Source organism: Rathayibacter rubneri, assembly GCF_023743255.1.
Classification (GTDB): domain Bacteria; phylum Actinomycetota; class Actinomycetes; order Actinomycetales; family Microbacteriaceae; genus Rathayibacter; species Rathayibacter rubneri.
Genome location: NZ_JAMRYM010000018.1, coordinates 30,126 through 47,587, shown reverse-complemented (window position 1 = coordinate 47,587; position 17,462 = coordinate 30,126). Strand labels below are relative to the sequence as shown.

Sequence of the window (17,462 nt, the reverse complement as noted above, 5' to 3'; positions counted from 1 at the left end):
CGACCCGAATGATCTGCACCTCTCGATTCGTCGGCAGCGTCAGATGGTTATAAGAGACAGTGACCGACGCACCCCTGGGAATCTTCGACTCGGGCGTCGGTGGACTCACGGTGGCCCGCTCGATCATCGACCAGCTGCAGAACGAGTCCATCGTCTACCTCGGCGACACCGCGCACTCGCCGTACGGGCCCAAGCCGCTCGCCGACGTCCGCGCCTACGCGCTCGACACGCTCGACACGCTCGTCGACCAGGGCGCGAAGCTGCTCGTCATCGCCTGCAACACGGCCTCGGCGGCGATGATGCGGGATGCGCGCGAGCGCTACACGATCGGCCGCGGCATCCCGGTCGTCGAGGTGATCCAGCCCGCCGTCCGCAGCGCCGTGCGCGACACGCGCAACCGCCGCGTCGGAGTGATCGGCACGGTCGGCACGATCCGCTCGCGGGCGTACGACGACGCCTTCGTCGCGGCCCCCGACCTCGAGCTCGTGACCGCCGCCTGCCCGCGCTTCGTCGAGTTCGTCGAGGCGGGAGTGACCTGGAGCGACGAGCTCCTCGCCGTCGCCGAGGAGTACCTCGCGCCGATGAAGGCCGCGGGCGTCGACACCCTCGTGCTCGGCTGCACCCACTACCCGCTGCTGCGCGGCGCGATCGCCTACGTGATGGGTCCCGACGTCCGCCTCGTCTCGAGCGCCGAGGAGACCGCGCTCGACGTGTACCGGACGCTCGTGGCCCACGGGCTGCAGCGCACGGCCGCCGCGCCGCCGACCTACCGGTGGGAGGAGACGGGCTCGAGCGACTTCGTCCGCCTCGCCCGCCGCTTCCTCGGCCCCGAGGTCTCCAGCGTCGACCTCGTCGAGACCGGCACCATCAATCTGCGCGAGCTGGATGCGGCCGCGCCCCATCGAGGGAGACCCCAGTGACCGACAGCACCGCCCCGACCGTCGTCCGCAAGGACGGCCGCGCACCCGACGAGCTGCGCACCGTGACCATCGAGCGCGGCTGGAGCACGCAGGCCGAGGGGTCCGCGCTCGTCTCGTTCGGGAACACGAAGGTGCTCTGCACCGCGTCGTTCACCAACGGCGTGCCGCGCTGGCTCCAGGGCAAGGGGAAGGGCTGGGTGACGGCCGAGTACGCGATGCTGCCCCGCTCCACCAACTCCCGCATGGACCGCGAGTCGATCAAGGGCAAGGTCGGCGGGCGCACCCACGAGATCTCCCGCCTCATCGGGCGCAGCCTGCGCGCGGTCGTCGACATGAAGGCGCTGGGCGAGAACACGCTGGTCATCGACTGCGACGTGCTGCAGGCCGACGGGGGCACCCGCACCGCGGCGATCACCGGCGCCTACGTGGCGATGGTCGACGCGATCGAGTGGGCGCGCGGCAAGAAGTACATCGGGCAGAAGGCGGTGCCCCTCCTCGACAGCCTCTCGGCCGTCTCGGTGGGCATCATCGACGGCGTGCCCATGCTCGACCTCGCCTACGTCGAGGACGTCCGCGCCGAGACCGACATGAACGTGGTCGTCACCGGCCGGGGACTCTTCGTGGAGGTGCAGGGAACCGCCGAGGGCGCTCCGTTCGACCGCCGCGAGCTCGACGCTCTGCTGGACCTGGCCGTCGCCGGCGCGTCCGACCTCGCCCGGATCCAGGCGGAGGCGCTCGCCGCGGAGGCGGGAGCGTGAGCCTGGATCTCGTCCTCGCCACGCACAACGCGGGCAAGGTCGAGGAGTTCCGCGCCATGCTCGCCCAGGCGCTGCCGGGCGTCGGCGTGCGCTCCTACGACGGCCCCGAGCCGGTCGAGGACGGGGTCACCTTCGCCGAGAACGCGCTGATCAAGGCGCGCGCCGCCGCGGCGCACACGGGCCTCGTCTCGCTCGCGGACGACTCGGGGATCCGCGTGGACGTCCTGGGCGGATCACCCGGGATCTTCTCGGCCCGGTGGTCGGGGAGGCCGCACGACGCGGTGGCGAACCTCGAGTTGCTGCTCGCCCAGATCGCCGACGTGCACGAGGAGCACCGCGGGGCGCACTTCGTCTGCACGATCGCGCTCGTGGTGCCGGAGTCGGTGCTGCCCGGCGGGCAGGAGATCGTCGTCGAGGGCCGCTGGCCCGGGACGATCGCGACCGCACCGCGGGGCGGGAACGGCCACGGCTACGACCCGGTCTTCGTCCCGGAGGGCTCGGACCGCACGGCGGCCGAGCTCTCGCCCGAGGAGAAGAACGCGGCGAGCCACCGGGCCCGCGCGTTCACGGCGCTGCGCGCCGAGCTGACCGGGCTGGCGGCGCGCCTGCCCTGAGCCCGCCTGCGGTCAGTGCTCGCGGCGCTCGTCGTCGACGGCGGACGGGTCGAGGACGAGCGCGCTCGCCTCGGCCGCGTCGGTCTCGGGGTCGGCCGCGTGCTTCGCCCTGCGCTGCTGCTGGAAGAAGTGGAAGAGCGTCGGGATGATCGCGAGGGCGACGGCTCCGAGCAGGATCACGTCGATGTAGTGCGACACGAAGTCGGCTACCGGCGGGATGAAGGCGAGCAGCCAGCCCAGGAGGGTCACTCCGCTGCCCCAGACCAGCGCTCCGATGAGGTTGTACAGGCTGTACTTCTTGTAGTTCATGTGGGCCACGCCCGCGGCGATCGGTGCGAAGGTGCGCACGATCGGGACGAAGCGCGCCAGGATGACGGCGAGGCCGCCGAAACGCTCGAAGAAGGCGTTGGTGCGCCGCACGTTCTCGACGCTGAAGAAGCCCGACTCCTTGCGCTCGAAGATGCGCGGGCCCGCCTTGTGCCCGATCAGGTAGCCGACCTCGCCGCCGACGAAGGCCGAGAAGCCGACGGCCAGGCAGATGAGCCAGATGGGGACGCCCAGTCCGCCGTTGGACGCGTTCTCGTGCGCGAGGAGCCCGGTGATGATGAGGAGGGTGTCGCCCGGGAAGAGGAAGCCGATCAGCAGGCCCGTCTCTGCGAAGACGATCAGGCAGACGACGACGACGCCCCAGGGCCCGAACGAGGTGAGGATCGTCTCCGGATCGAGCCAGGGGATGAGGGCGGCGTGGTTCAACGGGTCTCCAGTCGTCGGCGGTGCCGTTCGGCCGGTGGGCGGTGGGGCGAAGGCGTGACAGCGCTCAGCGTAGCGCTCGACCCCTCGCGCGGGCCGTGGATGCGCGACCCGCTCCAGGGGCTGCGCGACCGGGGCGCCGCCGCCGTGCGAGCCGTGCCGCGGAACGCGGTCCGCGGTCCGGTCGCGCGGGTCCGCGACGTGTGCGGAAGGAGGGACTCGAACCCTCACGCCTTGCGGCACAGGAACCTAAATCCTGCGTGTCTGCCATTCCACCACTCCCGCGGGTGCCGCTCCAGTGTAGGAGGGCGGCCTCAGCCGCTCGGCCGCCCGTGCGGGAGGTAGCGCGGGATCCACCGGGCGAGCGCGCCCGCGCCCACGAGACCCAGCACTCCCACCGCCCCGGCGGCGAACGGCAGGGACACCGCGGCGGTCAGCCCCGCGACGACGAGCGGGGCGACGGCACCGCCGACGTCGCCCGTGAAGCGGAACGCGCCGAGGAAGGGCGCGGGATCGTCCTGCGGTGCGAGATCCGCTCCGATCGTCATGAGGATGCCCGATCCGACTCCGTTCGCCACCGCGAGCAGGCACGCGACCGCCACGAACCACGGCACGGGATCGACCGCGAGCAGGGTGACGGCGAGCACCAGGTGGCCCGCTCCGAGTCCGATCATGGACGGGATCGCCGTGGCGCCGCGGCCGAAGCGGTCCATCAGCTGGCCGCCCAGGTAGAACAGGGCGAAGTCGAGTCCGCCCGCGATGCCGATGACGATCGCGGTGTCCGTCTCGCCCATCCCGATGCTCACGGCCCAGAGCGGCAGGACCACCGTGCGGCTCGCCCGGAGCCCGCCGATCAATGCGGCGCCGGTGCCCATCCGGGCGAGGACCCCGCGGTGCTCTCGGAGGGTGCGGGCGAGCCCCCGGCGCGGCTCGGGCGGCGCGGTCCGCTCGACAGGCGCCGCGGACCGGCGGAGGATCGTGGCCGGATCCGGCACCAGGAGCAGCACGGCGACCGCCAGCACGCAGCAGACGATGTGGATCCAGAAGACGGACTCGACGGTGCCGGTCAGGTGCACCACCCCCGCCGAGACGAACGGCCCGACGAGCCAGCCGGCGCGGAAGGCCCCCGCCAGCGCCGACAGCGCGCGTGCCCGGTAGCCGACCGGGACGAACGACGTCATGAAGGCGTGCCGCGCCAGCGCGAACACCGCGGTCGCGACTCCGATCACGAAGACGCCCACCGTGAGCCCCACCCACGAGGTGGACAGCAGGCAGATCACGAGCCCCAGGATCGACGCGGCCGAGGCGGCGAGCATCGCGCCGCGCTCGCCGATGCGCGACACCACCCATCCGCTGGGCACGTCGCCGGCGAGCTCGCCGATCATGATCATCCCCGAGACCAGGCCCGCGATCGCGAGCGTCGCGCCCAGATCGCCGGCGGCCACCGGCAGCAGCGGGATGATCGCGCCCTCGCCGATCGAGAAGAGGAGGGTGGGGAGGAACGTCGACAGCAGGAGCGGACCCACGGGGAACGGGCGCTCGGCGGAGTCGGTCACCGTCCCCAGCCTACGCGCGCGCCCCGCGCGCTCAGGGCTCCGCGGGCGCGCCCCGGTAGTCTGGGTCCACCATGCTGGACAACGACTTCACCGAGCAGATCACTGCTCTCCGCTCCACCTTCGACGACATCCGCGCCGTGATCGACGTCGATCGCCTCCGCACCCGCATCGCGGAGCTGAACGAGCAGGCCGGCGCCCCCGACCTCTGGGACGACACCGTCAACGCCCAGAAGGTGACGAGCGCGCTCAGCCACCGGCAGTCGGAGCTCGCCCGCATCACCTCGATCGAGCGCCGCCTGGACGACCTCGAGGTGCTCGTCGAGATGGCGAACGAGGCCGAGGACGCCGACTCCGAGCAGGAGGCGATCGCCGAGCTCGCGTCGCTGCAGAAGGTGATGGGCGAGCTCGAGGTCCAGACCCTCCTCGACGGCGAGTACGACGACCGTCCCGCCGTCGTCACGATCCGCGCGGGTGCGGGCGGCGTCGACGCCTCCGACTTCGCCGAGATGCTCATGCGCATGTACCTGCGCTGGGCCGAGAAGCACAAGTACTCCGCCACCGTCATGGACGCGAGCTACGCGGAGGAGGCGGGCATCAAGTCCGCCACCTTCCAGATCGACGCCCCCTACGCGTTCGGCACGCTGTCGGTCGAGGCGGGCACGCACCGCCTCGTGCGCATGAGCCCCTTCGGTGCGGCGGGCAAGCGCCAGACCTCCTTCGCGGCGGTCGAGGTCATCCCGCTGATGGAGGAGGCCGGGGCGATCGAGATCCCGGACAACGACATCCGCGTGGACGTCTTCCGCTCGTCCGGCCCCGGCGGCCAGTCGGTCAACACCACCGACTCCGCCGTCCGGCTGACCCACATCCCCACGGGCACGGTCGTCTCGATGCAGAACGAGAAGAGCCAGATCCAGAACCGCGCGGCCGCCATGCGCGTGCTGCAGTCGCGCCTGCTGCTGCTGCAGAAGGAGCAGGAGGCGGCGACCAAGAAGGAGCTCGCCGGGAACATCACGGCCAGCTGGGGCGACCAGATGCGCAGCTACGTGCTCGCTCCGTACCAGATGGTCAAGGACCTCCGGACGGACTACGAGGTCGGCACGCCGGCGCACGTGTTCGACGGCGATCTCGACGGCTTCATCGCCGCGGGGATCCGCTGGCGCAAGTCCGCCTGAGGCCCTCCGCAGCACCCTCCCGGACGCCTCGCCCGGCGCGCCGGGGGAGCACGGCGGCGGCGCCCGGGGCATCGTCGCTTACCCTCGTATCGACATGATTCGCTTCGACAACGTCTCCAAGCAGTATCGCGGCGGCACGAGACCCGCCCTGAACGCCATCGACCTCGAGATCCTGCGGGGGGAGTTCGTCTTCCTCGTCGGCGCCTCCGGGTCCGGCAAGTCGAGCTGCCTCCGGCTGATCCTCAAGGAGGAGCGGCCCTCGTCCGGGTCGATCCACGTGCTGGGCCAGAACCTCGGCAAGATCTCGAGCCGCAAGGTGCCGTACTTCCGCCGCAACATGGGCGTGGTGTTCCAGGACTTCCGGCTCCTGCCGAACAAGTCGGTCTTCGACAACGTCGCGTTCAGCCTGCAGGTCATCGGCAAGTCCAAGGGCTTCATCCAGGAGGCCGTCCCGGACACGCTCAAGATGGTCGGACTCGCGGGCAAGGCCTCGCGGCTGCCCCACGAGCTCTCGGGCGGCGAGCAGCAGCGCGTCGCGATCGCGCGCGCCGTCGTCAACAAGCCGGCGGTCCTCCTCGCCGACGAGCCCACGGGCAACCTCGACCCCACGACCAGCGCCGGCATCATGGCCCTCCTCGAGCGGATCAACGCCGGCGGCACGACCGTCATCATGGCCACCCACGAGGCCGGCATCGTCGACCAGATGAAGCGCCGCGTCATCGAGCTCTCGGCCGGCAGCATCGTGCGCGACGAGAGCAGCGGCGGCTACGGCCAGACCGAGAGCATCACGGTCGTGCACGACGGCGTCGTCGTGGTCGCGGCCGACGACCACCCGGTCGCGGAGCCGATCGTCGCCCCCGTGCTGATCGAGGGCGAGCTGGCTCCGGCCGAGGTGCCCGAGCAGGACCTCCGCCGCAGCGCACCGCCGCGCACGGAGCCCGTGGTCGCCGCCCCGGCCGCCGCGGCTTCCGAGACGGCCGCGGTCGAGACGGCCGCTCCCGAACCCGCCTCGCGGACCGGCGCCTTCCTGCGCCCGCGCTTCTCGCAGACCGCCTCGCAGCCCCGCATCCCGGACGGCCGCCGCTCGGCCGCCGCCGAGACGCACGTCACGGCCGCGCACCCCCGCACCGGGGAGACCCCGGTGCCGCCCCCCGCGCCCGTCGAGCCGGAGGCGCCGGCCGCCCCGCGCGTCGTCGAGCTCCAGAGCCAGACCGGTCCGATCTACCTGCCCGCCGACACCGGCGCGCTCCCCGAGGAGTCCCTCGCGGCCCGCCTGGGCCTGCGCGCCCACGCGGGCGAGGGCGACGAGACCGGGGACGACCAGCAGAACGTGGGGCCCGTCAAGTGAGATTCGCACTGATCTGGTCGGAGGTCGCGAGCGGCCTCCGGCGCAACGTCTCCATGGTCGTCTCGGTGATCCTGGTGACCTTCATCTCCCTCACCTTCGTCGGCACGGCGATCCTGCTGCAGATGCAGATCGGCCAGATGAAGAACTTCTGGTACGACAAGGCGCAGGTCGCGGTGTACATGTGCACCGCTACGTCCGGCGGCTCGAACTGCAGCGGATCCGACGCGACGCAGGAGCAGATCGACTCCGTCGAGGCTCAGCTGACCGGCGCGACCCTCGACCCGTACATCGACCAGTTCTACTTCGAGGACCACGACCAGGCGTACGCGAACTTCCAGCAGCAGTTCGCGGGCAACCCGGTCGCCGAGTACGTCACTCCGGACCTGCTGAACCAGACCTTTTGGATCAACCTGCAGGACCCGACGCAGTCGGACGTGCTCGTCGAGAGCCTCTCGAGCGTCTCGGGCGTCGAGAGCGTCACCGACCAGCGGCAGTACCTCGACCAGATCTTCTCGATCCTGAACGCCGCGAGCTACACGGCGATCGGCATCGCGGTGCTCATGCTGGTGGCCGCGGTGCTGCTGATCGCCACGACGATCCGGCTCTCGGCCTTCTCGCGGAGGAGGGAGCTCGGGATCATGCGCCTCGTGGGCGCGTCCAACCGCTTCATCCAGACCCCGTTCATCCTCGAGGGCGTCTTCGCGGCCCTGCTCGGCTCGCTCCTCGCGGGCGTCGCCGTCGTGGCGATCGTGCAGTTCTTCGTGCAGGGGTTCCTCGCGTACCGGATCCCGCTCACGTCGTTCGTGGGTCTGGACGACGCGCTCATCGTCGTGCCGATCCTGGTGGTGGTCGGAGCGATCCTCGCGGCCATCGCCTCCAACGTCGCGATCGCGCGGTACCTGCGGGTCTGACCCGACGACGCGCGTATACTGGTGGGCTGCTCCGAACGGGGCGGCCCATCATCGCTCTCGGACTCAAGGAGCCGCCGTGCCCAGGGAACAGGGACAGAAGGTCGTCGCGACCAACCGCAAGGCGCGCCACGACTACCTCATCGAGGACACCTACGAGGCCGGCCTCGTGCTCACGGGCACCGAGGTCAAGTCGCTGCGCGCCGGACGCGCCTCGCTCGTCGACGGCTACGCCTTCGTCGACGGCGGGGAGGCCTGGCTCGACGCCGTCCACATCAACGAGTGGGCGCAGGGGACCTGGACGAACCACCCGCCCCGCCGCAAGCGCAAGCTGCTGCTGCACAAGGCGCAGATCCTCAAGATCCACAACAAGGTGAAGGAGGGCGGGTACACGCTGATCCCGCTCTCGCTCTACTTCAGCGACGGCAAGGCCAAGGTCGAGCTCGCGGTCGCCAAGGGCAAGAAGGACTACGACAAGCGCCAGGTGCTCCGCGAGCGCCAGGACCGCCGCGAGGCGGACCGCGCCATGGCGACGCGCCGCCGCCTGGGCGACTAGCGCCTCCTCGGCGGAGGTCGGGGCGCTCGGCGCACGTGGTGGAGCGTCACGGACAGCTGCTGCTCGTGCTCGTAGCGGTTCGCCGCGGCGCGGGTCGCTCGGATGATCGCGCCGGTGATCCGGTCCATCCAGGCCAGCGGCGGCACGTGGTGGCGATTCAGGATCCGGAAGATCGTGCGCGCGGGAACGCCGGTCTCGAGAGCGAGTCTCGCGGGACCTGACCGCAGTCGCGCCCGAGCCTCCAGCACGACGGCCTCTCGTTCCGGGCTGGTCTCCCCGAGCTCTACGAGTCGGACAAGAGCGGTGTCGACCAAGGCACATCCGACGTCGACGTGACGGGTCCGCGGCACTGTTGGACGTCAAGCCGGGGCGTACCTCGGATGCACGCACTGCGTTGCAAGGGCCCGAGAGGTGCAGAGGCGGCCGATCCGGAGAGCTGTCTCGTGAGGTGTGGACCGACGCCGAGCGTACTGAGCCTCGGTCGAGAACGCGCCAGAGGTGTTCGACGCGCGATCCATTCCCGCATCTTGTCGTCGAGCGAAGCGCTCGCTGGGAATAAGTGTCGCCTTGTTCACCATGTCCGCTTTCCCAGAAGCGCAGTATTCATCGCGTGCACACAATGGGAGTATGAGATGAGGAATCATGGTCGTTCACCGTCGTTTTGAGCATCCCTGGGCGGAGCTCTGGCGAAAGCCGCTCTCGCCTGCATCAGGGGAGAGTAAGAAGCTGACCTGTGTTCGATCGTGACTCTCTGGAAGAGCTGCAAGCGAAGCTCGCCTCGGCGAACGCTGCCGTGGCAGCCCACCCGCTCGCGTCGGATCGGGTCACTCGTGCCCATGCCATCATCGAGTCCACCGACAGCGATGACAAAGAATTGGTGAACAAGAAGTTGGCCGAGGAGGATCTTCCCGACCTGGCTGAGATCGGTCGGCTCACCGTGCGCCATTCAGTCAGTTGGTGGAGAGTGAATCGGAAACGGAACAAGATCGTCGAGAAGATCGAAAAGCTCGAGGCTTGATCAGTCGGTAAGAGCTCCATCCTGAGCAGCGCGTTCGAGCTGGACGAAGCGATACCCCCGCACTGCGGCGGCTCTCAGGAGTTGTCACACCACGAGGGAGGGCCGGCCGACAAGCGGCAGGTCCTGAAACGCCCGGTCGAGTGACCTCGGCCGGGCGTTCTCGTGACCGCCCTGCCGACCGAACTGCGACCATCACGCTGGCGAGACGCTGACTACCGTCCTGCGCCTGCGCCGACAACCAGGCAGGTGCGCCGAACAGCGATCTCAGAACGGAGCAGCAGCCTCCCGTGAACCGTCGATCGGGCATCAAGCGGGAGGTCGAGGCCTCCTGGCGATGGTCGAACGACACAGCTCCATCACGCCAGGAGGCCTCCTCACGTCGCAAGACCCCACGCGTCACCGATCTCACGGCCCAGTACGACTAGGCCGCGCGGCCGGTCCGACGCAAGCCGCTCGCCGCGTCCGCGGGCCCTGGAAGACTGGAGGGCGTGACCGCCTCCGAGAGCTCCCCCGATGCACCGCGCACCGCCGCCGAGGAGAGGACCCGCTGGCGGGCCTTCGCTGTGGCGGTCTCGGTCGCGGCCTTCACGATCCTGGACCTCTCGAAGGTCAACGTCGGCCTGCCGTCGATCGAGAAGTCGCTCTCGGCGGACGCGAGCCAGCTGCAGCTGATCGTCGCGGGATACGCGCTCGCGTTCGGTCTGGCGCTCGTGCCGGCCGGACGCCTGGGCGACATCCGCTCGAGACGGCTGCTCTTCCTGATCGGCCTCACCGTCTTCACTCTGACGAGCCTGCTCTGCGCCGTCGCGCCGTCGATCGAACTGCTCGTGGTCGCGCGCTTCCTGCAGGGGATCGCGGCGGGCATCCAGATGCCGCAGGTGCTCGGTCTCGTGCAGCAGCTCTTCACCGGCGCCGAGCGGGCGAGGGCGTTCGGGGTGTTCGGCGCGGTGATCGGGCTGTCGACGGCGTTCGGTCCGACCCTGGGCGGACTGCTCATCGCGATCGGCGGCGAGGAGGACGGCTGGCGCCTGCTGTTCTGGATGAACATCCCGCTCGGCGTGGCCGCGCTGGTCCTCGCCTGGCGCCTCCTGCCGCGGGTGCAGCGGAAGCCTTCGGGGGACACCTCGCTCGATCCGGTCGGGCTGCTGCTCCTGGGCGTCGCGATCTTCGCCTTCATGCTCCCGTTCCTGCTGACCACGGGGGCCTCGACCGACTCGCCGTACCGCTGGTTCTGGCTGGTGCTCGCGGTGGCGGCCGCCGCCGTCTTCGTGCGCTGGGAGGCGCACTACGCGTCGCTCGGGCGCACCCCGGTGATCGACTTCCGGATCTTCCGCACGAGTTCGTACCGCAACGGGATCCTCCTGGCGACCGCCTACTTCGCCGCGATCCCGGCCACGTTCCTCCTGACGACCCTGTTCCTGCAGCAGGGCCTGGGGCTCGAGCCGGTGTTCGCCGGCATGGTGAGCATCCCCTTCGCCCTCACCTCGGCACTGACCGCCTGGTACGGCGGCAAGCTGGTGCAGACGTACGGCCGCTCGCTCGTCGTGCTGGGCATCGTGCTGGTGATCGTCGGCTTCTCCCTGGTGCTGCTGGCGGCCGAGCTGATGCCCGCCGGCACCGCGGCGTACGGCATGGCCGCGGCCATGCTGATCGCCGGAGCGGGCGGCGGTTTCGTCGTCTCGCCGAACCAGACGCTGACGCTGGCCGAGATCTCACCGGAGCAGGGCGGCGTCGCGGGCTCCGTGGGGCAGCTCGGCCAGCGCCTGGGGACGGCGGTCGGCACGGCCTGCGCCTCGGCCGTCTTCTTCGCGACGCTCGCCAGCGAGGCCGGCATGACCGAGGGGCTCGTGGCGTACCACGACGCCTTCCGCAACGGCGCCTTCGTGACTCTGGGACTGATCGCCCTGGCGCTCGCGCTCGGTCTCCTCGATCTGCGCCGCCGCCGGGTGACGGAGCGATCGGAGTCCTGACGGAGGTCGGCTGCGGGCCCCACGGGCTGCCCGGAGCGGCTAGAATGGTCATCTGCCACTGCGGTCCATCCGCTCGCGGCAGCCGCCGCTCCTCCTGAGGAGCAGCGGATCCACAACTCGACAGTGTGCGACGACGACCCACTCCAGGGCGGTGCCTCAGGGCATCCGCACCGAGTGCTCGCGGGGATGATCGGTTTCGACATTGCCTGCGAAACTGCGAGAAGCGGGTCGAGGATTCAGGGTTATCTCGTTAACGATCTCTGAAAAACACAGGTGCCGAACAGAAGCGCACCGACTTCGCTCTCGCTGCCTAAGCAGAGTCGATAGTCCGTCAGCCCGAGGGTGCGTCCTCGCCCCGGGTCCTGGCGTCATCTAGAGGACTTGCTGCGTCGTTACGCCTGAGGGCGACGCGGGACTCGCACTCGGGCTGGGCCCGTCGACCGATGCGTCAGTGGTAACGGTCGGGGCCGAGTAGAACGCTTTCACTGGCTACACCCGTAGAAGGCGCAGAATCACAGCGATGGACGGGGGTTCAATTCCCCCCATCTCCACCACCGGTCGTCGTCGCACACGTCGAGGCAGAGGCCCCGCTCCCGGGAGGGAGGCGGGGCCTTCGTGCTGTCCGCGCCGCCCGCGGGCCGTGCTCAGCCCGGTCGGACGTCGAGCTGCCGCACGCGCCCGTAGAGGGTGAGCGTCTCGACCCGGTCCGCCTCGTCGCGCGCCGGCCCGCTCAGAAGCGTCGGCGGCGCCCAGGAGCGGTACAGAGCGGTCGGAGTGAGGACCGCTGCGGCCGCGCCCGGCGGGTAGTCGGACTGCGCTCGGACGGGCAGCTCGGCCACCGCATCCGGGAGGACCGCCACGACGGCGTCGATCACCGGCCGCAGGCGCGCGGAGCGCTCGTCGTCGACGGTCAGGGTCACCGCGTTCATCGCGGCGAGGGCGGCGGCCAGGTGCTCGACGGTGTGCCGATCGCTGCACTCCTCCGTGACGAGCAGCGAGACGATACCGCGGGGCTTGAGCCAGCCCAGCGTCGCGGCCTCGGCGTCCCCGTGGACGGACAGAACGCGGTCGGAAGCGATCGTGTAGTCGCGCAGGAGGCCGGCCCAGATCGGGTGGCCGAGGGGCTCCAGAGCCTCGGCGGCGGCGACGAGCGCCGCTTCGTGCCGGATGCGGTCGAAGAGAGTGTCCGCCGGGGCGAACTCCCGCTCCGCTGTTCCGGGCCGCTCCGGCTGATCAGCGGCGTGCTCCTGGTGCATGGACGACTCCTCGTCGCTACGTCCGGCGCCCCCCGGGCCGTTCTCGGGTCCTCACACAGTGCGCCGCGGGGTGGCGGCTGTCAACGGGTCCCGGTCGGGGATTGACGGCCGCCGATCGGGGGCCCGGACTCAGCGCGCTGCGCCGAAGAGGGTGCCCGCGGCGGGGCCGGCGGTGGGGTCGAAGACCGCGCAGGCGATGGCGCGATCGCCGTGCCTCCAGCTCACCTCGGAGGGGACGATGCTGCGGTACTCGAGCGCGGAAGCGCCGTACGAGATGCCGATCGTGTTCGGGAACTCGATGTCGCACGCCGCCTTCGCCTGCGCGAGGAGCGTGTTGCGGCTCGTGTACTCCTCGCCGGGCTGGTCGAAGACGTGGAAGACCTCGAGGTCGTGGACCTCGCCGCACGGGACGAGCTCGACGTCGGCGATCCGGTCCCCGTCGGGGGAGAGGAGGCAGTCGCCCTTGCGGAGGGAGAACGGGTCGACGACACCCGCGGTCACGACCGCTCCGGCCTCGTCGCGGACGACGTCGGGCGCCTCGGAGCCGACGACCGAGGAGCAGGACGACAGGGCGAGCGCCAGGGCCGCGACGGCGAGGAAGGGGAGGACCCGCCTCATCGCTCCGCCACGATCGCGAGGATCTCGTCGTGCAGCAGGCCGTTGGTGGCGAGCGAGCTGCCGTGCCAGGGGCCGGGCTCCCCGTCGGCGGAGGTGAAGCGGCCGCCCGCCTCCTCGACGATGGGGACGAGCGCGGCGAGATCGTACGGCTTGACGTCGAACTCGCCGGCGCCGTCGAGCAGGCCCTCGGCGACGAGCATGTAGCCCCACGCGTCTCCGTAGGCGCGGTCGCGCCAGACCCCCCGGGCGAGCTCGAGCAGCTGGTCGAGCCTCCCCGCGCCGTCCCACTGCTGGATGCTGTTGTAGCTGAACGTCGCCTCGGCGAGATCGGCGATGCCCGACACCCGGATGCGCCGCGGCTGCTGCGCAGCAGGGGCGGCCAGCACCCCGCGCAGCTCGTCGGGGAGCTCGATGCGCCCGACGGCGCCGGCGCTCTCGTCGGTCCACGCCCCGGAGCCCTTCGCCGCCCACCAGCGCTTGCCGAGGGCCGGCGACGAGACCACTCCGACGACCGGGACGCCGTCGACGGCGAGAGAGATGAGCGTGGCCCAGATCGGGACCCCGCGCAGGAAGTGGGCCGTGCCGTCGATCGGATCGAGGATCCACTGCCGGGCGGCGTCGCCCGAGGTGCCGAACTCCTCCCCGAGGATCGAGTCCTCGGGACGCTCCGCGGCGAGGAGCGCGCGCAGCGCTTCCTCGACGGCGCGATCGGCGTCCGTGACCGGGGTGCGGTCGGGCTTGGTCGTCACCTCGAGGTCCCGCGCGAGGAAGCGCTCGCTCGAGACGGCGTCGGCCGCGTCGGCGAGTCGGAGGGCGAAGCGGAGGTCGTCGTCGAGGCTCGGGGTCACGGCTCCACGATACTGAGCGGGTCCGTCGCCCAGCGGTGCCGAGGGGGGTGCGCCGAGATCCGCCGCGTCTCGATTTGACGAGGAGGGGGGAGCCACTGCTAATGTGATTCCTCGGTTCGGAAAGCATTTTTTCTCCGGCCAGGCAGCATCGCCACGCACCTCTAGCTCAATCGGCAGAGCAACTGACTCTTAATCAGTGGGTTCTCGGTTCAAGTCCGAGGGGGTGCACCACCCGAGACGCCCGCCCCTCCGGCGGGCGTTTCGTCGTTCCGGGGCGCGGTCGCCCCGCGCGTGAGCGGCCGTCGGCCCTCTCCGCGCTCGTGGGCCCGCACCCGATCGGGTCCGCTGTGCGCGGGCCCGCACCGTGCTGGGCGTCCGGCGAGACGTCGCCCCGGCGCTCTCCGGCTCCCGGCTCGTCCGTGGGAGGCTGTCCGCTCGCTCGATCCCTCCCTCCAGACGAAAGGACCGACGTGCCCGAAGACGTCCTCCCAGAGATCGGCGGCATCGCCCTCGCCGTCGCCATCGCCGTGGTGATCGCCGTGGTCGTGACCGCCGTGGTCGCCCTCGTGATCCGCACCATCGGCAAGCGCAAGACCTGGGCGCGGCTGCTCATCCGCCGCGTCCGCATCCCGTTCCGCGTGCTCCTGCTCACGATCGCGGTCTGGGTGGCCCTCGCCGCCACCGTGTCGGGCGATCTCGCTCCGGAGCTCGTCGACCGGATCTTCCAGATCGCGACGATCGGAGCATCGGCCTGGCTGGTCGGCGCCCTCATCGTGTTCCTGGAGGACCTGGGCGCCGAGCGCTACCGCACCGACACCGTCGACAACCGGCGCGCACGCCGCCTGCGGACGCAGATGACGATCATCCGCCGCGTCGCCGTCGCCGCGGTCGTGGTCGTGGCCATCGGAGCGGCGCTCCTCACCTTCCCGCAGGCCCGCACGGCGGGAGCCAGCCTCCTCGCGTCGGCCGGAGTGCTCTCGATCGTGGCGGGCCTCGCCGCTCAGTCGAGCCTGACCAACATCTTCGCGGGCGTGCAGCTCGCCTTCAGCGACGCGATCCGTCTCGACGACGTCGTGATCGTCGAGGGCGAGTGGGGCCGCATCGAGGAGATCACCCTCACCTACGTCGTCGTGCACCTCTGGGACGACCGCCGTCTCGTGCTGCCGACGAACCACTTCACGACGATGCCGTTCCAGAACTGGACCCGCACGGGGTCGGAGCTGCTCGGGGCGGTCGAGCTCGATCTCGACTGGCGCGTGCGGCCCGACGAGATGCGCGAGGAGCTGCACCGGATCCTCGAGGAGACCGAGCTCTGGGACCAGCGCGTCAGCGTGCTGCAGGTGACCGACGCGGTCGGCGGCTTCGTGCGGATCCGCGTGCTCGTCACAGCGAAGGACGCGCCCACGCTCTTCGACCTGCGCTGCTATGTGCGGGAGCGGCTCGTGCAGTGGCTGCACGAGAACGATCCGGTGGCCCTGCCCCGTCAGCGCGTCGAGATGGAGCGGCAGGAGCCGGGCGCGAACGGCGCCGCCCGCCCTGTGCCGCGCCAGCACGCGACTCCGGACAACCTGTTCTCGGGAGACGCGGCGTCGAACGAGCGCGGCGCGCTGTTCACCGGTCTGATCGACCTGCGCGAGACCCGCAAGCAGGACTGAGCGCTCCGGCCGCTTCCGCGGGACGCCGCTCCGGTACGCGACACCCCGTGTCGGACGTGCAGGAGCGGCGTCTCGCCGTCGGGGGCCGGAGCCGGCCGGTCAGCGGCCGATCGACGACATGTCGGCGTAGCGGTCGCCGACCGGCGGCTCGATGGCCGAGAGCGCCGCGAGCTGCGCCGCGGTCAGGTCGAGCGCATCCGCCGCCGCGTTCTCCTCGATGCGCGACACGCGCTTGGTGCCGGGGATCGGCGCGATGCCCTCGCCCTGCGCGAGCAGCCAGGCCAGGGCCACCTGCGCCGACGTGGCGCCGACCTCGGCCGCGACCCGGTCGACCTCCTCCACGATGCGGATGTTCGCCTCGAGGTTCCCGTCGGCGAACCGGGGGTTCGAGCGGCGGAAGTCGTCGTCGCCCAGCTCGTCGACCGAGCGGATCGCTCCCGTCAGGAAGCCGCGTCCGAGCGGCGAGTAGGGCACGAAGCCGATGCCCAGCTCGCGCAGCAGGGGCAGGACCTCCGCCTCCGGGTCGCGCGTCCAGAGCGAGTACTCCGACTGCACGGCGGTGACCGGGTGCACGGCGTGAGCGCGGCGGATCGTCGCCGGGGCCGCCTCGGACAGGCCGTAGGCGCGGATCTTGCCCTCCTGGATCAGCTCGGCGAACGCGCCGGCGGTCTCCTCGACCGGCACGCCCGGGTCCATCCGGTGCTGGTAGTAGAGGTCGATGCGGTCGGTGCCGAGGCGCTTCAGCGACCCCTCGACCGCGAGGCGGAGGTTCTCGGGCGAGCCGTCCAGACCGCGCTCGCCGGAGCCGCGGTGCTGGATCATGCCGAACTTGCTGGCGATCACGACCTCGTCCCGGCGGTCGGCGAGCGCGCGCCCCACGAGCTCCTCGTTGAGGAACGGGCCGTAGATCTCGGCGGTGTCGAGGAAGACGACGCCGAGGTCGACGGCGCGGTGCAGCGTGCGGATCGACTCCGCGTCGTCGCTGCCGGCGCCCGAGTAGAAGGCGGACATGCCCATGGCGCCGAGGCCGAGGCGGGAGACGTCGAGGGCGGTTCCGGGGTTCCCGGAGCCGAGGATGGTGTGCTTCACGAGGTGGTCCTCTCCTGGTAGGCCGCGATCTTGTAGTCGATCGCGGCGAGACTCCTGCGGGTGCGCGCGAGCTGCTCCTCCACCTCGGCGCGGTGCGCCTGGAGGAGGGCGAGGCGCTCGGGCTCGCTCGCAGGACCGATCCTGAGCAGCCCCGCGTACTCGCGGATGCGCGCGATCGGCATCCCCGTCGCGCGGAGCTTGGTCAGGAAGTCGACCCACCCGACGTCCGAGGCGCTGTAGCGCCGGTGCCGCGACGAAGCGCGCTCGACGGGCTCGAGCATCAGCCCGACGCGCTCGTAGTAGCGCAGCGTGTGCACGGTGAGACCGGTCGCCGAGGCGACCTCGGAGATGGACAGGGCCGGGGCGGCGGGCGCCTCGGGGATGCGGGTGGTGGACATGGCGCCACCCTAGGACTTCGAGCGCGCT

Annotated in this window: 17 protein-coding genes, 2 tRNA genes, 1 other RNA gene and 1 pseudogene; 12 read left to right on the top strand and 9 right to left on the bottom strand. The window is 71.0% G+C overall.

What is annotated here, in order from left to right; genetic code table 11:
• The first annotated feature begins 59 nt into the window (after window positions 1-59).
• Genes murI through rdgB form a run of 3 tightly spaced genes read left to right on the top strand, consistent with a single transcriptional unit; the run spans window position 60 to window position 2,292 of the window.
• Window positions 60-920 carry a glutamate racemase gene (gene murI / locus NB037_RS06780; protein ID WP_251944527.1) on the top strand — a complete coding sequence of 287 codons (861 nt, stop codon included), beginning with the start codon at window positions 60-62 and terminating at the stop codon, window positions 918-920.
• Complete coding sequence (rph, locus tag NB037_RS06775) at window positions 917-1,678, top strand: ribonuclease PH (RefSeq protein ID WP_251944526.1); 762 nt, start codon at window positions 917-919, stop codon at window positions 1,676-1,678. Before murI ends, rph begins: the two co-directional genes overlap by 4 nt.
• Entirely contained in the window at window positions 1,675-2,292 is a 618-nt protein-coding gene (gene rdgB, locus NB037_RS06770) for an RdgB/HAM1 family non-canonical purine NTP pyrophosphatase (RefSeq protein WP_308202059.1), read from the top strand. Before rph ends, rdgB begins: the two co-directional genes overlap by 4 nt.
• Before the next feature lie 12 nt (window positions 2,293-2,304).
• Here rdgB and NB037_RS06765 read toward each other — a convergent pair whose 3' ends face one another.
• From NB037_RS06765 to NB037_RS06755, 3 genes are all read right to left on the bottom strand, one after another.
• Window positions 2,305-3,045, bottom strand: a complete 741-nt coding sequence (locus NB037_RS06765) for a DedA family protein (RefSeq protein ID WP_251944525.1) — start codon at window positions 3,043-3,045, stop codon at window positions 2,305-2,307.
• Window positions 3,046-3,246: 201 nt separating this feature from the next.
• Window positions 3,247-3,327 (bottom strand) — tRNA-Leu (locus tag NB037_RS06760).
• Window positions 3,328-3,356: 29 nt separating this feature from the next.
• Window positions 3,357-4,598 carry an MFS transporter gene (locus NB037_RS06755; protein ID WP_251944524.1) on the bottom strand — a complete coding sequence of 414 codons (1,242 nt, stop codon included), beginning with the start codon at window positions 4,596-4,598 and terminating at the stop codon, window positions 3,357-3,359.
• Window positions 4,599-4,669: 71 nt separating this feature from the next.
• On the opposite strand from NB037_RS06755, the gene prfB reads away from it, so the two are divergent.
• From prfB to smpB, 4 genes are all read left to right on the top strand, one after another.
• A complete protein-coding gene (gene prfB / locus NB037_RS06750; protein ID WP_055793603.1) occupies window positions 4,670-5,770 on the top strand; it encodes a peptide chain release factor 2 in 1,101 nt (366 codons plus the stop codon).
• Window positions 5,771-5,864: 94 nt separating this feature from the next.
• The gene (gene ftsE / locus NB037_RS06745; RefSeq protein WP_251944523.1) at window positions 5,865-7,118 is read left to right on the top strand and encodes a cell division ATP-binding protein FtsE; all 1,254 of its coding nucleotides are present in this window, start codon (window positions 5,865-5,867) and stop codon (window positions 7,116-7,118) included.
• Window positions 7,115-8,029, top strand: a complete 915-nt coding sequence (gene ftsX / locus NB037_RS06740; RefSeq protein WP_251944522.1) for a permease-like cell division protein FtsX — start codon at window positions 7,115-7,117, stop codon at window positions 8,027-8,029. The genes ftsE and ftsX overlap by 4 nt, the downstream gene beginning before the upstream one ends.
• Window positions 8,030-8,105: 76 nt before the next feature.
• A complete protein-coding gene (gene smpB / locus NB037_RS06735; protein ID WP_068252130.1) occupies window positions 8,106-8,582 on the top strand; it encodes an SsrA-binding protein SmpB in 477 nt (158 codons plus the stop codon).
• Between the two features lie 11 nt (window positions 8,583-8,593).
• Here the strand turns inward: smpB and NB037_RS06730 are convergent.
• A pseudogene (locus NB037_RS06730) lies at window positions 8,594-8,854 on the bottom strand (IS481 family transposase); the annotation flags it as partial.
• A gap of 461 nt (window positions 8,855-9,315) precedes the next feature.
• Between NB037_RS06730 and NB037_RS06725 the strand changes: the two are divergent.
• The 3 genes from NB037_RS06725 to ssrA all read left to right on the top strand — a co-directional run bounded on the left by NB037_RS06725 (window position 9,316) and on the right by ssrA (window position 12,124).
• Window positions 9,316-9,600 carry a hypothetical protein gene (locus NB037_RS06725; protein WP_251944521.1) on the top strand — a complete coding sequence of 95 codons (285 nt, stop codon included), beginning with the start codon at window positions 9,316-9,318 and terminating at the stop codon, window positions 9,598-9,600.
• Window positions 9,601-10,079: 479 nt separating this feature from the next.
• Entirely contained in the window at window positions 10,080-11,570 is a 1,491-nt protein-coding gene (locus tag NB037_RS06720) for an MFS transporter (protein WP_279308669.1), read from the top strand.
• Between the two features lie 182 nt (window positions 11,571-11,752).
• Window positions 11,753-12,124, top strand: a transfer-messenger RNA (tmRNA) gene (gene ssrA / locus NB037_RS06715).
• Window positions 12,125-12,214: 90 nt separating this feature from the next.
• Here the strand turns inward: ssrA and NB037_RS06710 are convergent.
• From NB037_RS06710 to NB037_RS06700, 3 genes are all read right to left on the bottom strand, one after another.
• Window positions 12,215-12,826, bottom strand: a complete 612-nt coding sequence (locus NB037_RS06710; RefSeq protein WP_251944519.1) for a hypothetical protein — start codon at window positions 12,824-12,826, stop codon at window positions 12,215-12,217.
• Between the two features lie 129 nt (window positions 12,827-12,955).
• Window positions 12,956-13,444, bottom strand: coding sequence for a septum formation family protein (locus NB037_RS06705; RefSeq protein ID WP_251944518.1), 489 nt, complete (start codon window positions 13,442-13,444; stop codon window positions 12,956-12,958).
• Window positions 13,441-14,292, bottom strand: a complete 852-nt coding sequence (locus NB037_RS06700; RefSeq protein ID WP_251944517.1) for an inositol monophosphatase family protein — start codon at window positions 14,290-14,292, stop codon at window positions 13,441-13,443. Before NB037_RS06700 ends, NB037_RS06705 begins: the two co-directional genes overlap by 4 nt.
• 155 nt (window positions 14,293-14,447) lie before the next feature.
• Between NB037_RS06700 and NB037_RS06695 the strand changes: the two genes are divergently transcribed.
• A tRNA-Lys gene (locus NB037_RS06695) sits at window positions 14,448-14,523 on the top strand.
• A gap of 239 nt (window positions 14,524-14,762) precedes the next feature.
• Complete coding sequence (locus NB037_RS06690) at window positions 14,763-15,947, top strand: mechanosensitive ion channel family protein (protein ID WP_251944516.1); 1,185 nt, start codon at window positions 14,763-14,765, stop codon at window positions 15,945-15,947.
• A 99-nt stretch (window positions 15,948-16,046) separates the two neighbouring features.
• On the opposite strand, the gene NB037_RS06685 is transcribed toward NB037_RS06690, so the two are convergent.
• Both NB037_RS06685 and NB037_RS06680 read right to left on the bottom strand, forming a co-directional pair.
• The gene (locus NB037_RS06685) at window positions 16,047-17,036 is read right to left on the bottom strand and encodes an aldo/keto reductase (protein ID WP_308202058.1); all 990 of its coding nucleotides are present in this window, start codon (window positions 17,034-17,036) and stop codon (window positions 16,047-16,049) included.
• A complete protein-coding gene (locus NB037_RS06680) occupies window positions 17,033-17,434 on the bottom strand; it encodes a MerR family transcriptional regulator (RefSeq protein WP_251944515.1) in 402 nt (133 codons plus the stop codon). The genes NB037_RS06685 and NB037_RS06680 overlap by 4 nt, the downstream gene beginning before the upstream one ends.
• Window positions 17,435-17,462 lie beyond the last annotated feature (28 nt).